The organism is uncultured Acinetobacter sp., assembly GCF_947624825.1.
Classification (GTDB): domain Bacteria; phylum Pseudomonadota; class Gammaproteobacteria; order Pseudomonadales; family Moraxellaceae; genus Acinetobacter.
Window position 1 is genome coordinate 59,354 of record NZ_CANQLZ010000004.1, and the last position, 16,441, is coordinate 75,794.

The window sequence follows — 16,441 nt, forward strand, 5'->3', positions numbered from 1 at the left end:
CTCTTAACCTCTTAGCTTATACAGGAGGGCTACTCCTTGATTGGAGTTTGAGGGGGATTCTAAAGATTCAAATTACAGGTTTTATTTTAATGAAAATTAGCGAAAATTGGTTACGTACGTGGGTCAACCCAGCCATTGATAGCGATAAATTGTCTGATCAACTGACCATGTTGGGTTTAGAAGTTGATGATTTATCTGCTGCTGCCAAAGCCTTTACTGGTGTAGTGGTGGGTGAAGTCTTAACGGTTGAACAACATCCAGATGCAGATCGTTTACGTGTAACGACTGTGAACATTGGTGCTGCTGAGCCACTACAAATTGTATGTGGTGCACCCAACGTACGCGTAGGCATGAAAGCGCCAGTTGCGACCATTGGTGCTGTTTTACCGGGCGACTTTAAAATCAAAAAAGGCAAGCTACGTGGTATTGAATCACAAGGCATGCTGTGTGGCGCATCTGAAATTGATTTAGAAGATAAAATTGATGGTCTGTTAGAGCTGCCTGAAGATGCACCTGTAGGTGTTAATATCCGTGAATACTTGCAGCTTGATGACAACGTGATTGACATCAGTATCACCCCAAACCGTGGTGACTGCTTTAGCATTCGCGGTATCGCACGCGAGATTGGCGTGATTAACCAATTGGCAGTAACAGCACCTGACATCAAAGAAGTTGCAGCAACCATCAGCGACGAAAAGCAAGTTGTAGTGTCAACAGAAGGTTGCCCACGTTATTTAGGTCGTGTGATCAAAAACGTCAATACCAAAGCACCAACACCAGTCTGGATGGAGCGTGCTTTAGCACGTTCAGGTATTCGTCAGCACAGTATTTTGGTAGATATTACCAACTACGTGTTAATGGAACTTGGTCAGCCATTACATGCTTTTGATGCGGGTCAAGTGCAAGGTGCTGTGCATGTACGTCAAGCCACAACCGGTGAAAAGCTTGTTTTACTTAACGAGCAAGAAGTTGAGTTGCAAGACAATGTGATGGTGATTGCTGATGATGAAAAAGTTTTAGCAATTGCGGGGATCATGGGTGGCTTGTCATCATCTGTGATTGATGCAACCACTGAAATTTTCTTAGAATCCGCATTCTTTGCACCACTTGCGATTGCCGGTCGTGCGCGCAGCTTTGGTTTACATACCGATGCATCACAGCGCTATGAACGCGGTGTAGATTTTGAATTGCCAATGCTGGCGATGCACCGTGCTTCACAGTTAATTTCTGAGTTGGCAGGCGGTGAGTTTGGTCCAATCACTGTAGCAGAAAACCTAAACGTGTTACCTACACGCGATGCAATTGAACTCAATCAAGCTCAAGTGGATCAATTGTTAGGTTATGAAGTGGCTTCTGACTTTATTACTGATGCACTCACACGCCTTGGTTGTGATGTAGACGTGATCGCACAAGGTCAATGGTCAGTTGTACCGCCATCACATCGTTATGACATGGCGATTTACCAAGATTTGATTGAAGAAGTGGCGCGTATTCACGGTTACGACAACATTCAAATCAGCTTACCTGTGATTGATGCTCAATTGGCCAAATATCAAGATCAATTTGAATTGTCTCAGTTACGTCAAACTGCGGTAACGCTTGGCTACCAAGAAGCCATTAGTTTTAGCTTTGCTGATTTAAAACTTGAGAAGCAACTCAATCCTGCGGTCAATCCATTGGCATTGGCAAACCCAATTTCAAGCGATTTAGCGGTGATGCGCTCGACGTTGTTATCAAGCTTAATTCCTTGTGTGCAGCATAACATTAACCGCCAACAAAGCCGTGTACGTTTCTTTGAATTAGGTTTACGTTTTGATTATCAAGATGCAAACAGTATTCATGATTTAAAACAAATCCCAACCTTAGCTTTAATTGCAGTGGGTGCCAAAACTCAAGAATCTTGGCATGGTAAACCACAGCCAATGGATTTCTTTGACTTTAAAGGCGACATTGAAGAGCTATTGGCAGCAGCGCGTGTCAAAGCAGATTATGTTCGTTCAGAGCGTAGCTGGTTACATCCGGGTCAATCTGCCGAGATTATGGTCAATGGTCAGTCAATCGGTTACTTAGGTCGTTTGCATCCGTCTTTAGAATCTGAGCTTGATTTAGGCATGACTTGGGTCGCTGAACTTGATCAAGCGGCTGTTTTGCAAACTTATGTATCTAATTTTACAGAATTATCACGTTTTCCATCTGTTCGACGTGATATTGCGCTTTTAATTAGTGATAAGATTAATGTTAGCGAAATTCAGCAACTTATCGAAAAAACTGGCGGCGAGTTACTAGACTCAACTTGGTTATTCGATGTGTATACTGGACAAGGTGTGGAAGACGGCAAACGCTCATTGGCATTTGCTATTTTATGGCAGCATCCAAGTCGTACACTCGAAGATGCTGAAATTAAATCAGGTATGGATAATATCCTACAAGTGTTGCAAGACACTTACCAAGCGACATTGAGGGCTTCATGACAGCATTAACAAAAGCAGAAATGGCTGATCATTTAAGTGAGCTCACGAGTTTAAATCGTCGTGAAGCGAAACAAATGGTTGAGTTATTTTTCGATGAGATCAGCCAAGCGCTGATCTCTGGGGAACAAGTTAAACTTTCGGGTTTTGGCAACTTCGAGCTACGTGATAAACGTCAGCGTCCAGGTCGAAATCCGAAAACGGGTGAAGAAATTCCGATTTCTGCACGCCGCGTGGTGACTTTCCGTGCCGGACAAAAGTTCCGTCAACGCGTAGGTACAGAGCAGATCGATTGATCTGCTCTTTTTTATTAAATTTTAGACAATAAAAAAGAGAGCCAAAGGGCTCTCTTTTTTTCAAATAATCTAAAGTTTAGATTATTGAGCAGCAGCTTCAGAAGCAGCAGCAGTCGCTTCAACAGCAGCGTCAACAGCTACAGCAGCAGCTTCAGATGCAGCAACAGCAGCTTCAGATGCAGGAGCAGCAACAGATGCAGCTTCAGCAGCAGCAGTCGCTTCAGATGCAGCTACAACAGCTTCAGATGCAGCAGCGTTAGCGTCAGCAGCAGCTTCTTCAGTTTTTTTAGCACAACCAACGAAAGCTAAAGTAGTAGCAACTGCAGCAGCAATAGCGATTTTTTTGAATAACATGGCATCACTCTCTAAATATGAGATAAAAAAAGACCTGGGTTAGCCTGTTGTGTGCTGTTATTTCGCCTAATTTTTTATTAGGTTTAACAAGGCAGGAGCAGTCTAACGGGTATGCGAATATGCTATCACTGCGCTTTTTGAAATACCACTAGGCAATGTGAAAAAAAGCCACAAAAACGTAAAGAATCGCTGATTTTTTAACAGAAAATAACAATCAAGGCGAAGGTTTATATTGGAGAAATAACAAATAACTAGTTAAAAAACTTCGGTTTTTTTAGCTTGTCTTTGAATTGATTAAAATTTTGAAAATAAGTTTACAAAAACCAACATGAATTGTGTCGTTGTGTAACTTTTGTCAACCCAAACAAAAGGCTGTCATTGTAGACAGCCTCTGCTTTAAATCAGAATTTTTTGTGCAAAATTAGTTGCTGGCTTTACGCTTCATTTGATCGAAGAAATCATCATTAGTCTTGGTTTCTTTCATACGATCAAGCAAGAATTCCATGGCCACAAGTTCATCTTGAGTATGTAGTAATTTACGTAAAATCCAAACTTTACGCAGATTATCTTCAGACATTAAACGCTCCTCACGACGTGTACCTGACTTTTTAATGTTCATGGCAGGGAAGACACGCTTTTCGGCAATACGGCGATCAAGGGTAATTTCTTGGTTACCTGTACCTTTAAATTCTTCGTAAATCACTTCATCCATCTTGCTGCCTGTTTCAATCAGGGCAGTCGAGATAATGGTCAGTGAGCCACCTTCTTCAATATTACGTGCTGCACCAAAGAAACGTTTTGGACGCTCTAAAGCGTGTGCGTCCACACCACCGGTTAGGACTTTACCTGATGATGGAATCACGGTGTTGTAGGCACGTGCAAGACGAGTAATCGAGTCGAGTAAGATCACTACGTCTTTTTTGTGTTCAACCAAACGCTTGGCTTTTTCAATCACCATTTCAGCCACTTGAACGTGACGAGCAGGGGATTCATCAAAAGTAGAAGCCACGACTTCACCACGAACAGTACGTTCCATTTCAGTCACTTCTTCAGGTCGCTCATCAATAAGCAACACAATTAGAATAACTTCAGGGTTATTACGAACAATCGATTGCGCGATGTTTTGTAACAACATGGTTTTACCGGCTTTTGGTGGGGCAACAATAATAGAACGCTGACCTTTACCAATTGGGGCCACTAAATCTACTACACGCGCGGTTAAATCTTCAGTGGTGCCGTTACCAAGTTCCATGATCAACTGTTCAGTTGGGAACAATGGCGTTAAGTTTTCAAATAAAATCTTGTTACGCGAGTTTTCAGGCGTGTCGTAGTTAATTTGGTTGACTTTGAGTAAAGCGAAATAACGTTCACCTTCTTTGGGCGGACGAATGGTACCGGTGATGGTGTCGCCTGTGCGTAAGTTAAAACGACGAATTTGTGACGGGCTGACGTAGATGTCATCTGGGCCGGCAAGATAAGAGCCTGCTGCTGAACGTAAAAAGCCGAAACCATCTGACAGAATTTCGAGAACGCCGTCACCAAAGATTTCTTCCCCATTCATAGCGTGGCGCTTTAAAATCGCAAAGATAATGTCTTGCTTGCGATTACGTGCCATTCCTTCAAGGCCCATAAATTCGGCAATCTTGATCAGTTCGCCAATCGGTTTTTTCTTGAGTTCTGTTAAATTCATAGGTGGTCAGATAGAATGTAAGATTCTGGGATAAAGTGTAAGAAAGGAAGCAACATACGGGCGCAAACGGACAAGAGATGCACGTCATTGTTTTGTAAAGCAACAATTCAAAATTTGGAACGATCATTTCAGAATTGTGTAAAAACAATTGCTGTTGCCGAGTGGCATGTTATGTGTTGTGTCTTGTAAGAAAATGACAGGATTGACATCCTTGATTTCTTGAATAGCTAATATAGAAGACAAACGGGTTTTTGTCAATTTTAGTGCAAAAAAATACGCTGAGTGGTCTCAGCGTATGATCGGGCTGATGACATCCAATTAGATGTTGTCTTCAATAAACGCCGCTAATTTAGATTTTGGTGCAGCGCCCACTTGAGTGGCAACCACTTCACCATTTTTAAACATCAATAATGCAGGGATGTTACGAATATTGTAGTCCGCAGCAACGGATTGTAATTGAGTCACATCAACTTTTACGATGTTGACTTTACCTTCGTATTCGCTTGCAAGGACTTCAAGTACCGGTGCAATCGCTTTACATGGCGCACACCAGCCTGCCCAGAAGTCTACAAGAACAGGAAGTTCAGATTCTAAAACATCAGCTGCGAAAGTCGCTTCAGTAGTGTTTACGATAGACATGGATTTGGCTCCAGATGAGTTTTTAAGACAGCTCTATAATTATTAGTATTACATAGCCGCCTATAACAATGTAGGGGAATATGACGATTTTGCCGTTTTCTTGAGAATTTGTCTAATAGATGATCACGATAGTCGCTATCGTGTAACACAATTGTCACATCAGGAGAAAAAAGCTAAAGTTAGCAAGATCAATGCATAAATGCCTTTTAAATTGCCGATAGGTGAATTAATCTAGGCGCAATTGTGCAAGGATTTGTTTAAATAATGTCTGATTTTTTGATTGATGAAGAGTTGCTTGCTGCCATTGATATGGGTTCAAACAGCTTCCATTTGGCAATTGCGCGTGTAGATCATGGCGAAGTCAAAAAAGTTGCCTCGATGTCAGAAAAAGTGCAATTGGCAGCCGGTCTTGATGAAAATAAAAATCTAACCGAAGCCGCGCAGCAGCGTGGTCTGGCATGTTTGGCGCGTTTTGTTGGACGTTTAAGCTCAGTACAAGCCAATCGCTTGCGTATTGTGGCGACCAATGCTTTACGCCAAGCCAAAAACGGACACGAATTTATTCAAAAAGCCGCAGAAATTTTACCCAAACCGATTGAGATTATTGCCGGTCGTGAAGAAGCGCGCTTAATTTATTTAGGTGTGTCACATAGTATGGAAAATAGCGGTCGCCGTTTGGTGATTGATATTGGTGGTGGATCAACCGAACTGATTATTGGTGAAGAGTTTGAACCGATTCATACCGAATCTGTGCAAATGGGCTGTGTGGCATTTACTAAAGCCTATTTTGCAGATGGCGAAATTAGCGTTAAAGCCTTTGAGCGAGCGATTACTGCTGCGCGTAAAGAAGTGTCAGGTTTAGTTAATACTTATAAAGAAGCTGGTTGGGACACAGTCGTTGGTTCAAGCGGCACCATTAAAGCCTGTCGTCAGATTTGCGTGAACATGGGCTGGAGCAACGAAAAAGAAGAGCTCACCCGTGAAGGCTTAGACAAACTTAAAGATAAAATGCTCAAATATAAACATGTCTCTGATGTGGAATTTGAGGGCTTAAAAGAAGACCGTCGAGCAGTTTTGCCAGCCGGTGTTGCCATTTTGTACGCAGTATTTGATGTGCTTAATATTGATAAATTGGTTTATTCAGATGGTGCTTTGCGTGAAGGCGTAATGTACGATCTGTTGGGTCGTTTTCAACATGAAGATATCCGTGACCGTTCTGTGCACGCCTTAATGGGGCGTTATAACGCTGATCCTAAGCAAGCAGAACGTGTGGTGGCCACAGCACAAAACTTATTTGAGCATGTCGCTGATGCGTTGAAATTAAACGTGGATGATAGTGATTTACTGCGTCGCGCCGCCTATTTACACGAAATTGGACTTGCGATTAGTCATAGTGGTTATCATCGTCACAGTGCTTATCTGTTACAACATTCTGACATTGCAGGCTTCTCGCAAATTGACCAAAACTACCTGTCACATTTAGTGGCGTATCATCGTCGTAAGTTACGACTTGATGCCAAATTGGATGTTTTGCGCGTTGGTGGTCAACGCTTGATGTACTTATGTTTGTTGCTACGCTTGTCCGTTTTGCTCAATCATAGTCGTAGTGATGAGATGCTTCCTGCCATTGAATTAAACGTCATCAATGCGCAACAATGGCAACTTAGCGTTTCTGGTGATGCCAAACAATGGCCTCTGCTCGTTGCCGAGTTACACGATGAACAAGTGCAATTTAAGCATTGGGATATTGAATTGAATATTCAGTCGGAACAATTTATCGATTAACGAACGGGTTAATTAAGGGATAATGGTCGACCTATGAAAAATAAAGCTGTATCTAAAGCATGGACAACTGTTCAAATTGCACGTCATCCGGAGCGTCCGCAATTTTTGGATTATGTTGGTGAAATCTTTGACGAATTTGACGCGTTGCATGGCGACCGTTTATTTGGTGATGATGGTGCCATGATTGGTGGTTTAGCCCGCTTTGACGGTCAACCTGTGATGGTGATTGGTCAACACCGTGGTCGTAGCACGCGTGAAAAACTGCAACATAATTTTGGTATGTGTAACCCTGAAGGCTACCGTAAATCACAACGCTTATTGGATATGGCAGAGCGTTTTAATTTACCTGTCTTTACGTTTATTGACACTATGGGTGCATATCCAGGTGTAGGTGCAGAAGAACGCGGTCAAGCAGAAGCAATTGCAACCAGTCTTGCACAATTGTCGAGCTTAAAAGTACCTGTGGTTGCTACAGTATTGGGTGAAGGCGGTTCAGGTGGTGCTTTAGGTATTGGTGTAGCCGACCGTGTGGTGATGTTGTCACACAGTATTTATTCGGTGATTTCACCTGAAGGCTGTGCCTCTATTTTATGGAAAACCGCTGAAAAAGCTGAACAAGCCAGTGAAGCTTTAGCCTTAACGGCAGAAAAGCTTAAGCAAATTGGGATTGTTGAATATGTGGTCGATGAAGGTGAAGGCGCGCATTTAAACACAGAAAAAGTGATGTATGCACTCAAAGATGTGTTAAAACAAGCCTTAGCTGAATTAGAACCAATGAGTGCCGAAGAGCGATGCGAAGCACGTTACCAACGTTTAATGAAGTTTGGCAGCAGCAACTTAGGTCTTGCCTCTTAAACACTTGGCCAAGTGCTGATGTAAAATTCTTAATTGCGTGTAGTGGTGGCATGGATTCCATGCTGCTGCTGCATGTGATGTCTGTGTTATTTCCTGAAAAAATCCGTGCCATTTACATTAACCATCAACTGCAACAACACAGTGCCAGTTGGGGTGAATTTGTGCGCCTTGAATGTGAAAAACTCAATCTTAACTGTGTGGTGGCTGAGGTTGACGTACAAAACGGTAATCTAGAAAACCAAGCCCGTATTGCCCGTTATCAGGCTTTTGAGCAGCATATTGCCCCTGATGAAATTTTAGTGTTGGCTCATCATCAACAAGATCAAGCCGAAACGGTATTACTGCATTTGTTTTCAGGCAGTGGTGTAGACGGTTTAAGCGCCATGCGCATCCATGATCCAAGAACACATTTGAATATTTGGCGCCCTTTTTTAAATCTATCGCGTGAGCAGATTAGCCAATGGGTGCAGCAACATCATATTGCCTATATTCAAGATCCCACCAATTTTGATACCCATTATGATCGCGCATGGTGCCGTGAAACGCTGTGGCCGTTATTACAATCACGTTTTCCTCAAATGCAGCAAGCAATCAGCCGCAGTAGTCTACTGATGCAAGATGCTGCTGAGATTTTAGCAGAGCTGGCACAGCAAGATTTAAAGTCTTGTGGGGATGTCCATCAACTTGACCTTAAATTATTACAAGAGTTGTCTATACCAAGACAACGGCAGTTACTCTCTAATTGGATGAAAGGTCAAGCAGCATATCGCCCAAGCTTGGCTACAGTTGAGCGTATACAAAGCGAAGTGATTGCCGCAAAAAGCGATGCACGCTCAGCTTTACATCACGCAGGATTTTATTATCTGCGCTATCAGAATGTCTTATATAAAGTGAGCAAAGCTGAGTATTTAGCCCAGCAGCAAAGCCCAGTGCCTCAAGAATTGAGTGTGTCTTTAGATCAAAAGATTAAGCTGGCAGCCGGTGAATTTTGTATTCGGCAACAGGCGTGGGGTTTAAGTTGGGATTTGCTTGAGCAGCCTTTATCTGTCATGCCACGTATAGGCGGCGAGAAGATTCATTTACATGGTCGCGTCGGGCATTGGCCACTGAAAAAAGCCATTCAAGCGGCGCAAATTTTTCCTTGGCAACGACATCAGATACAAATATTAAGTAAAGATGATGTTATGCTAGGCGTCTTTACCCCCAAAGGATTTTGGCTTGCCGAGTCGCAGTATAATCAACAGCATGGCTGGCAACCTCAATTATTGTTTTCTACCCCTTGAGCAAGAGAGATCATGAGCGCTGTTTTAGATTGTAATATTAGTTTTATTGGTGGCGGCAATATGGCACAAGCCTTAATTGGTGGCTTAGTTGCTCGTGGTTTAGCACCGACACGTATTACAGTGTCTGATCCGGTAGAAGGGGTACGTGATCTTCTTGCTGAAAAAGGCGTGCAAGTCACAACAGACAATGCAGCTGCGGTTTTAGTTGCCGATGTGGTGGTATTTGCAGTGAAGCCACAAGTGTTGTCACAGGTATTAAAACCACTACATGGTTTATGTGATGGCAAATTGATTGTATCTATTGTCGCGGGTGCAGAAGTGGCAACAATTGCCAATTTGTTAGGTACAGAGCGTGTAGTCCGTGTCATGCCAAATACACCAGCTTTGGTGCAAATTGGTGCGCATGGTTTATTTGCCAATGAATCTATGAATCAGGCAGATCGCGATTTAGCCAGTCAAATTTTGGCGGCAACAGGTTTAACCATTTGGGTACCTGTTGAGTCGCAAATTGATGCAGTAACTGCTGTATCAGGTTCGGGACCTGCATATTTCTTTTACATGATGGAAAGCATGATTCGTGCCGGTAAAAATTTAGGTTTAGATGAAAAAACTGCAACGGCTTTAACCTTACAAACAGCATTGGGTGCCGCACAAATGGCAATTACCAGTGCCAATAGCCCAGCACAATTACGTAAAAATGTTACTTCGCCAAATGGCACCACACAAGCGGCGATTGAAGTATTTGACCATGCGCAAATTTCGCAAAACATTCAAGCTGCCTTAGCCGCAGCCAAAAGCCGTAGTCAAGAACTGGCACAAGAGTTAAGCGAAAGCAGCAAATAAATTTTTGATTAGGAAAATTCAAGTATGGGTTCAACCTCTGCGCTATTTTTTGACATTATTATTAATGTTGCGATTTTATTGCTGTTCTTCCGCTTTTTAATGCAATTGGCTGGGGTAAATAGCTATAACCCTGTGGTGCTGTCTACCACCAAAGCCACTAAAATTGTCGATGTATTTGGGCGTATTTTGCCAACAGTTGCAGGTGGACGTGTCAATTTGGCGGCATTAGTGCTGACCGTTTTATTGTATTTCCTCAAAGTATTTGGTTTTAAATATTTAAATGCACAACCTACAGGTGGGGCAGGCTACTTTATTTTAACCACAGTGTTGTCGATGCTGCATTCCTTAGTGTCGATCTTAAAGTACTTATTGTTTGCTTATATTATTTGTAGTTGGATTTTAATGTTTAGCCAAACACGTTCGCCTTATATTGACGTGATTCAAGAATTGGCCGAACCTATGCTTGCGCCGTTTCGTAAGATTATGCCGAATATGGGAATGATTGATTTGTCGCCTATCTTAGCGTTTTTTACCTTGTATATTGCACAAATGATGCTCAGCTCAATTGTATAAATCAAGATAAAAAAAGGACGCCGTGGCGTCCTTTTTTTTATTTAAAGTTTAGTGGGCTTCGTCCCAATTCAGTCCTTTGCCTACTTCAACAATTAACGGTACAGACAATTGAATCACCGATTGCATTACATCACGCAATTGCTCAGCCAATTGGTCGGCAATCTCAGCATCAACTTCAAATACCAATTCATCGTGTACTTGCAGTAATAATTTAGCTTGATCTTGAGGTAAGATTTTATCCACTTCAATCATGGCCATTTTAATAATATCGGCCGCTGACCCTTGTAGGGGTGCATTAATGGCAGCGCGTTCAGCTGCTTTACGTACCATCATGTTGCGCGCGTTGATGTCTGGGGTATATAAACGGCGACCGCTAATGGTTTCAATATAGCCTTGCTCTAACGCCACTTGACGGGTGCGTTGCATATATTCATAAATACCCGGATAACGATGGAAGTATTTTTTAATATAATCTTGCGATTCTTGACGACTAAAGCCCAACTGACGAGTTAAACCAAATTCCGACATACCATACAGCAGACCAAAGTTAACCGCTTTGGCTTGACGACGTTGATCACCCGTTACATCTTCTAACGCAATGCCTAAGACTTCGGCCGCTGTACGACGATGCACGTCTTGATTGTGATTAAAAGCATCCACTAAAGCATCATCTTGAGAAAAATGTGCCATTAAGCGTAATTCAATTTGTGAGTAATCGGCTGCAAGTAACACACGACCTTGTGGTGCTACAAATGCTTTACGAATTTGACGCCCAATTTGCTCACGCACTGGAATATTTTGCAAGTTTGGGTCGGTTGAGGATAAACGACCTGTTGCAGTGAGGGCTTGATGATAACTAGTATGCACACGCGCACTATTTTCATTGGCTTGTTTGATTAAGCCATCGGTGTACGTGCTTTTGAGCTTGGTTAAGCCGCGATATTCTAAAATCAACTCAGCAATCGGGTGCTCTAGTTTTTCTAAAATACTTTCATTGGTGCTGTATTGACCGGTTGAGGTTTTTTTGCCACCTTTGAGTCCCAGTTTTTCAAACAACACTTCACCGACTTGTTTCGGTGAGCTGACATTAAAGCTTTCACCTGCAAGTTCAATGATTTGCTGCTCTAAACTGGCAATGGCACCTTCAAAATCATTGCCCAATTGCGCAAGAAAAGCCAAATCCAGTTGAATACCATTTTCTTCCATAAGCGTGAGTACGCGCGCGGTTGGCATTTCAATGTGGTGTAAAATATGGCTAAGCTCTGGTACAGCTTGGAGCTTTTCATCTAAGACTTCATATAGACGATAGGTCACATGAGCATCTTCTGCGGCATAAGCGGCAGCCACTTCAAGTTCAATTTGATTAAAGGTTTTTTGCTTGGCACCTTTACCGGCAATTTGCTCAAACGTAGTGGTAAAGTGACTTAAATACACGCGCGCCACATCATCCATACCATGACGAGTTGCCACAGAATTTAAGACATAAGAGGCGAGCATGGTATCAAAATACCAACCTTGTAAATGAATGCCATGATTTTCCAACACATGCGCATCGTATTTAAGGTGATGCCCAATTTTATCAATGTTTGGGTTTTCTAAAATGGGTTTAATGTGCGCTAAAACAACATCGCGATTTAATTGTTCCGGTGCGCCTTCATAATCATGTGCCAATGGGACGTAATAGGCATCTTGGGCATCAAACGCCACCGAAAAGCCGACAATTTCAGCAATACGATAATCTAAACTGGTGGTTTCGGTGTCAAAAGCAAAACGGGTTGCGCTATTTAAACGTGCCCATAAGGCATCCCAATCGGCTTGGCTTAAAACAGTATGGTACTTAGCTTGGCCCAATTGGTCATCTTGACTGGTTTCTGCGGCTTGTTGCACAGCTTCAGGGCTTTGCATGGCTAAAGCTTGATTCGTCTTTTGATATTGCGAGCTGTTAGGGTTGTTAGGATGATCAAGCGACTGTAATTGATTACGAAACTCAAGTTCGGTGTATAAACGACGTAATTCATTGACATTAGGTTCTTGAATTTTAAGATCATCATAACCAAAAGTTAAATCGAGGTCGCAGACAATACTTGCAAGCTGATGATCGAGTGCAATCCCTTCCACGCCGTCTTTAATGTTTTGACCCACTTTGCCTTTAATGTGATCGACATTTTCTAAAATACCGCCAATCGAGCCATATTCGGTAAGTAACTTGGCTGCGGTTTTTTGACCGATACCCGCTACCCCCATAATGCCATCAGAGGCATCGCCCATCAGGGTTAAGTAATCAATAATTTGATGTGGCCAAACCCCAAATTTATCAAACACGCCTTGTACATCCATTGGGCGCTCTTTAAAGCTGTCTTCTAAGGTGACTTTTTCAGTCACCAGTTGCGCCATGTCTTTATCGCCTGTGGAGATCAAAACTTGATGTCCTAAAGCTTCGGCACGTTTTGCTAATGTGCCAATAATATCGTCAGCCTCGGCACCAGATAAATAATGCAGTGGAATCCCTAAAGCACGAATTAAGTCGTGTAAATAAGGGATTTGCTCGGCCAACTCGCTTGGCATACTCGGACGATCACCTTTATACATGGGCGATAAATGATGACGAAAAGTCGGTTCTGCGGTATCAAAAATCACCGCCATATGGCTGGGTTGGATACGACGCATCAATTTTTGAATGGCAGAAATTGCGCCACGTACCGCATTGGTATGTAAGCCTGTTGATGTGGTTAAAGGCGGCAGGGCGTGAAAGGCACGAAATAAAAAATATGAGCCATCCACCAAAACAAATGGGGGCATGAGAGATCCTAATTTTTGCAACTAACAGTATTGGCTTTGATTTTAACACTATGCCATTCAACATCCCATCGACTGATGTATTATCAATAAAACACTTGAGAATAAAATCATGGTGAGTCAGCAATCTGAACAACGCATGATGTGGCTGTTAAGCTTGCTCGTGGTGGGAATTGGTTCGTGGTTTGTGCTTGATCATCCCATTGTGAGTTTGTTGTGTGGCGCTGCATTTGTGATCAGTATTATGCAGTACGTGAATGCTTTGGCACACAAAGCCGAGCCACAGCACATGGCACGTTCACGGGTTCCTTTATATTTGGCCTCAATTTTGGCGGTATTTGCTGTGTTTATGTCTTGGTCGTGGTTATTGGCGGCTGCTTTGAGTCTATGGATTTATTTTTTACTCAGTTGGCTACGGCATATCGAGCAGCGCTTAGAACAGCTACCACAACACATTCCCAATACAGCGCTAGAAGCACCTTTTGCTAGTATGAATACAAGTAATACGCCTTCGGCTGAATATCAAGCTTCTTTGCCCAATAGTTTGACCGATTGGTTATTGGGTGGAAATTTGGTGTTAAAGGGCGCCATTTTAGTGTTGGTGATTGGCGTGGTGCTGTTGTTACGCTTTGCCACCGAACATTGGCAAATCAGTTTAAATCTAAAATTAGCTGCGGTGGCCATCACTGCTGCTGCCATCACCGCTTTTGGGGTGTATTTAAGCGCTAAAAATCGTAGCTTTGCCTTGGCCTTACAGGGTTTAGGGATCGCCACGTTGTGCTTCACTTTATTTTTTAGCTACTACAATCAAATCCTAGCCAATTTTGCTGTGGTGTGTGTATTGTTTTTAGCACTCATGGCTTTAAGTATTTATTTAAGCCTGAAGCAAAACAGTCGCGAATTGGCACTCATGGCCATGTTGATTGCTTATGTTGCGCCTTTTACCCTGCCTATTCGTAATGCCAGTGCCACTGAATTTTTGAGTTACTATTTGGTGGTCAATGTGGTAATGGGTGTACTCACCACATTGCGCCCATGGAAAGTGCTCAATCAGGTGGGTTTTTTAATCACCTTAGGCGTTGCAGGTGGCTATGTGCTGTTGCATGCCAATGACACTCAACAAGATCAGATTGCGCTTTTAGTGGTGTTGCATAGCCTGTTGTTCATTTGGCTGGCTTTTCGTTTTAGTCAATTACTGCGTAAGCAAGATTTATACCGCTTTTCTTTGCAACCGAGCTTAGATTTAGGCTTGTTGTTTGGTGCACCACTGCTGGCTTATGCGTGTTTATATTTTATTTATTTTGAACAGACACTGATGCAAGCTGGTTTAAGTGCCGGTTACGCTGCGTTATATGCTGTTTTATATGTGATTGCCAAACAGCAACAACAGCTTGGCTGGATTAAACAAAGCTATTTAGCTTTGAGCTTAATTTTTGCAGCTTTTATTCCTGCAATTGTGTTACCTGCCGAATGGGGCGTGATGGGCTGGGCCATTTTAGGTATCGCTATACTGGTGATTGCTTTAAAACGTGAGTCCGAAATTGGGCGTTATATTGCCATGGCTTTGCTGACAATTGCAGGTGGGGTGGCTGCCTATTACTTTGTGGAATTAAGCGATGTACCACGTACTGTATATTGGATTTTAGCGGCATGTTATAGCGCAGCAATTATTTTTATTAATATGCAACCACATGCACGTCAGCAACTCAAAAGCTTAGATGTGTTATTGCTCAGTGGTTTAATGTTGGTCACTGTAATGTTGTTACAGTGGTTAGTGCTCGATGCATTAACAGGCCCACTGCAAAGTGTCAGCACGCTTTTAATTTTGAGTGTAGGTTACCTGATCATCAATGAAGTATTGGCGTATCGCGGTGCAACATGGACATGGGCTTTACCCAAATGGCTAGGTTTAGTGCCTATGTTTGCTTATGCTTTTGGGTTGCTGTTTGCCCATACGCAAGCGGGCGTGATTGTTTGGGATAGCGGGTTTGAACAAGGCTTATTCTGCGCAGCTTTGCTGTGTATTGCTGCAGTCTGTATGCGACCGCTGAGTGCACTTGAGCAGGATCGTGAATGGATTAGCTTAACCACCTTAATCAGTTTGGCTTTGGCGAGTAGCAGTGTGTTACCACACATGCCATTTGTGAGTTTAGTGATTTTACCGCTTGGTTTTGCGCTGTGGTGCGCCAAACAAGGTCAATTGTGGCAGCAATTTTGGCAAGCTAGAAGCGCTTTGGTACTAATGGCGATGTGGATGATCAGTTCACAATTGTTTGAGCAGCACAGTTTTAACGCTTATATTCTGCCGATTTTAAATCCTTTTGATGCGGTGAGCCTTGCGGTATTGATTGCTTTTATTTGGATGTTGCTACAACAACAAAAATCTGGTTTAGAGCAAGGTCTAGTTGGGGTATGTAGTGTGCTTGGCGGCTTATGGCTGAGTAGTTACATCATGCTACGTGCCTTACATGTGTATTTAGGCACGCCGTATAACGAAACTGGCATTTGGCAAGATTCAACCGTACAACTGAGTCTGACTTTACTTTGGGCGGTCTTGGCTTTAATCACTATGCAATTTGCCAGTCGTCGTCAATTCAAAGGAATATGGGTGTTAGGCGGCAGTATTTTAGTGTTGGTCAATTTAAAATTGGTATTACTCGATTTGGCCAATATTGGTACTTTAAGCCGTGTTTTGTCATTTCTAGGCGCAGGTATGATTATGCTCATTATTGCCTATATTGCTCCGATGCCGAGTGATTCTAAATAACACAAAGCCCAACATGATGATCTGACCCCAAAAAGTTGGACTCCAAGTTAGGTAGATTCTAAGGACTGATTTCTGTATTCAACAGGGGTCAG

Annotated in this window: 11 protein-coding genes and 1 pseudogene; 8 read left to right on the forward strand and 4 right to left on the reverse strand. The window is 42.7% G+C overall.

Translation table 11 applies throughout. The annotated features are described in order from the left end of the window. Nucleotides 1-89: 89 nt before the first annotated feature. A complete protein-coding gene (gene pheT, locus Q0017_RS02110) occupies nt 90-2,471 on the forward strand; it encodes a phenylalanine--tRNA ligase subunit beta (RefSeq protein ID WP_298142137.1) in 2,382 nt (793 codons plus the stop codon). Next, nucleotides 2,468-2,764 carry an integration host factor subunit alpha gene (locus tag Q0017_RS02115; RefSeq protein ID WP_067763456.1) on the forward strand — a complete coding sequence of 99 codons (297 nt, stop codon included), beginning with the start codon at nt 2,468-2,470 and terminating at the stop codon, nt 2,762-2,764. The genes pheT and Q0017_RS02115 overlap by 4 nt, the downstream gene beginning before the upstream one ends. Nucleotides 2,765-2,905: 141 nt before the next feature. Here Q0017_RS02115 and Q0017_RS02120 read toward each other — a convergent pair. The 3 genes and pseudogenes from Q0017_RS02120 to trxA all read right to left on the reverse strand — a co-directional run. Continuing rightward, nucleotides 2,906-3,118 (reverse strand): annotated as a pseudogene (locus tag Q0017_RS02120) (hypothetical protein); the annotation flags it as partial. A gap of 421 nt (nt 3,119-3,539) precedes the next feature. After that, nucleotides 3,540-4,808 carry a transcription termination factor Rho gene (gene rho / locus Q0017_RS02125; protein ID WP_297425056.1) on the reverse strand — a complete coding sequence of 423 codons (1,269 nt, stop codon included), beginning with the start codon at nt 4,806-4,808 and terminating at the stop codon, nt 3,540-3,542. Nucleotides 4,809-5,126: 318 nt separating this feature from the next. Continuing rightward, on the reverse strand, nt 5,127-5,447 hold the full coding sequence (gene trxA / locus Q0017_RS02130; protein ID WP_297425053.1) for a thioredoxin: 321 nt from the start codon (nt 5,445-5,447) through the stop codon (nt 5,127-5,129). A gap of 264 nt (nt 5,448-5,711) precedes the next feature. On the opposite strand from trxA, the gene ppx reads away from it, so the two are divergent. Genes ppx through Q0017_RS02155 form a run of 5 tightly spaced genes read left to right on the forward strand, consistent with a single transcriptional unit; the run spans nt 5,712 to nt 10,786 of the window. Continuing rightward, the gene (gene ppx, locus Q0017_RS02135) at nt 5,712-7,232 is read left to right on the forward strand and encodes an exopolyphosphatase (protein WP_298142139.1); all 1,521 of its coding nucleotides are present in this window, start codon (nt 5,712-5,714) and stop codon (nt 7,230-7,232) included. 33 nt (nt 7,233-7,265) lie between these two features. After that, nucleotides 7,266-8,087, forward strand: coding sequence for an acetyl-CoA carboxylase carboxyltransferase subunit alpha (locus Q0017_RS02140; protein ID WP_298142141.1), 822 nt, complete (start codon nt 7,266-7,268; stop codon nt 8,085-8,087). After that, entirely contained in the window at nt 8,024-9,370 is a 1,347-nt protein-coding gene (gene tilS / locus Q0017_RS02145) for a tRNA lysidine(34) synthetase TilS (protein WP_298142143.1), read from the forward strand. Before Q0017_RS02140 ends, tilS begins: the two co-directional genes overlap by 64 nt. Nucleotides 9,371-9,382: 12 nt before the next feature. Then, nucleotides 9,383-10,213 carry a pyrroline-5-carboxylate reductase gene (proC, locus tag Q0017_RS02150; RefSeq protein WP_298142145.1) on the forward strand — a complete coding sequence of 277 codons (831 nt, stop codon included), beginning with the start codon at nt 9,383-9,385 and terminating at the stop codon, nt 10,211-10,213. Between the two features lie 24 nt (nt 10,214-10,237). Beyond that, nucleotides 10,238-10,786 (forward strand): YggT family protein, encoded by a 549-nt coding sequence (locus tag Q0017_RS02155; RefSeq protein WP_298142147.1) that lies wholly within the window; start codon nt 10,238-10,240, stop codon nt 10,784-10,786. Between the two features lie 48 nt (nt 10,787-10,834). Here the strand turns inward: Q0017_RS02155 and polA are convergent, their stop codons facing one another. Beyond that, nucleotides 10,835-13,585, reverse strand: a complete 2,751-nt coding sequence (gene polA / locus Q0017_RS02160) for a DNA polymerase I (protein WP_298142149.1) — start codon at nt 13,583-13,585, stop codon at nt 10,835-10,837. Between the two features lie 109 nt (nt 13,586-13,694). On the opposite strand from polA, the gene Q0017_RS02165 reads away from it, so the two are divergent. Beyond that, nucleotides 13,695-16,349 carry a DUF2339 domain-containing protein gene (locus Q0017_RS02165; protein WP_298142151.1) on the forward strand — a complete coding sequence of 885 codons (2,655 nt, stop codon included), beginning with the start codon at nt 13,695-13,697 and terminating at the stop codon, nt 16,347-16,349. Nucleotides 16,350-16,441: the final 92 nt, after the last annotated feature.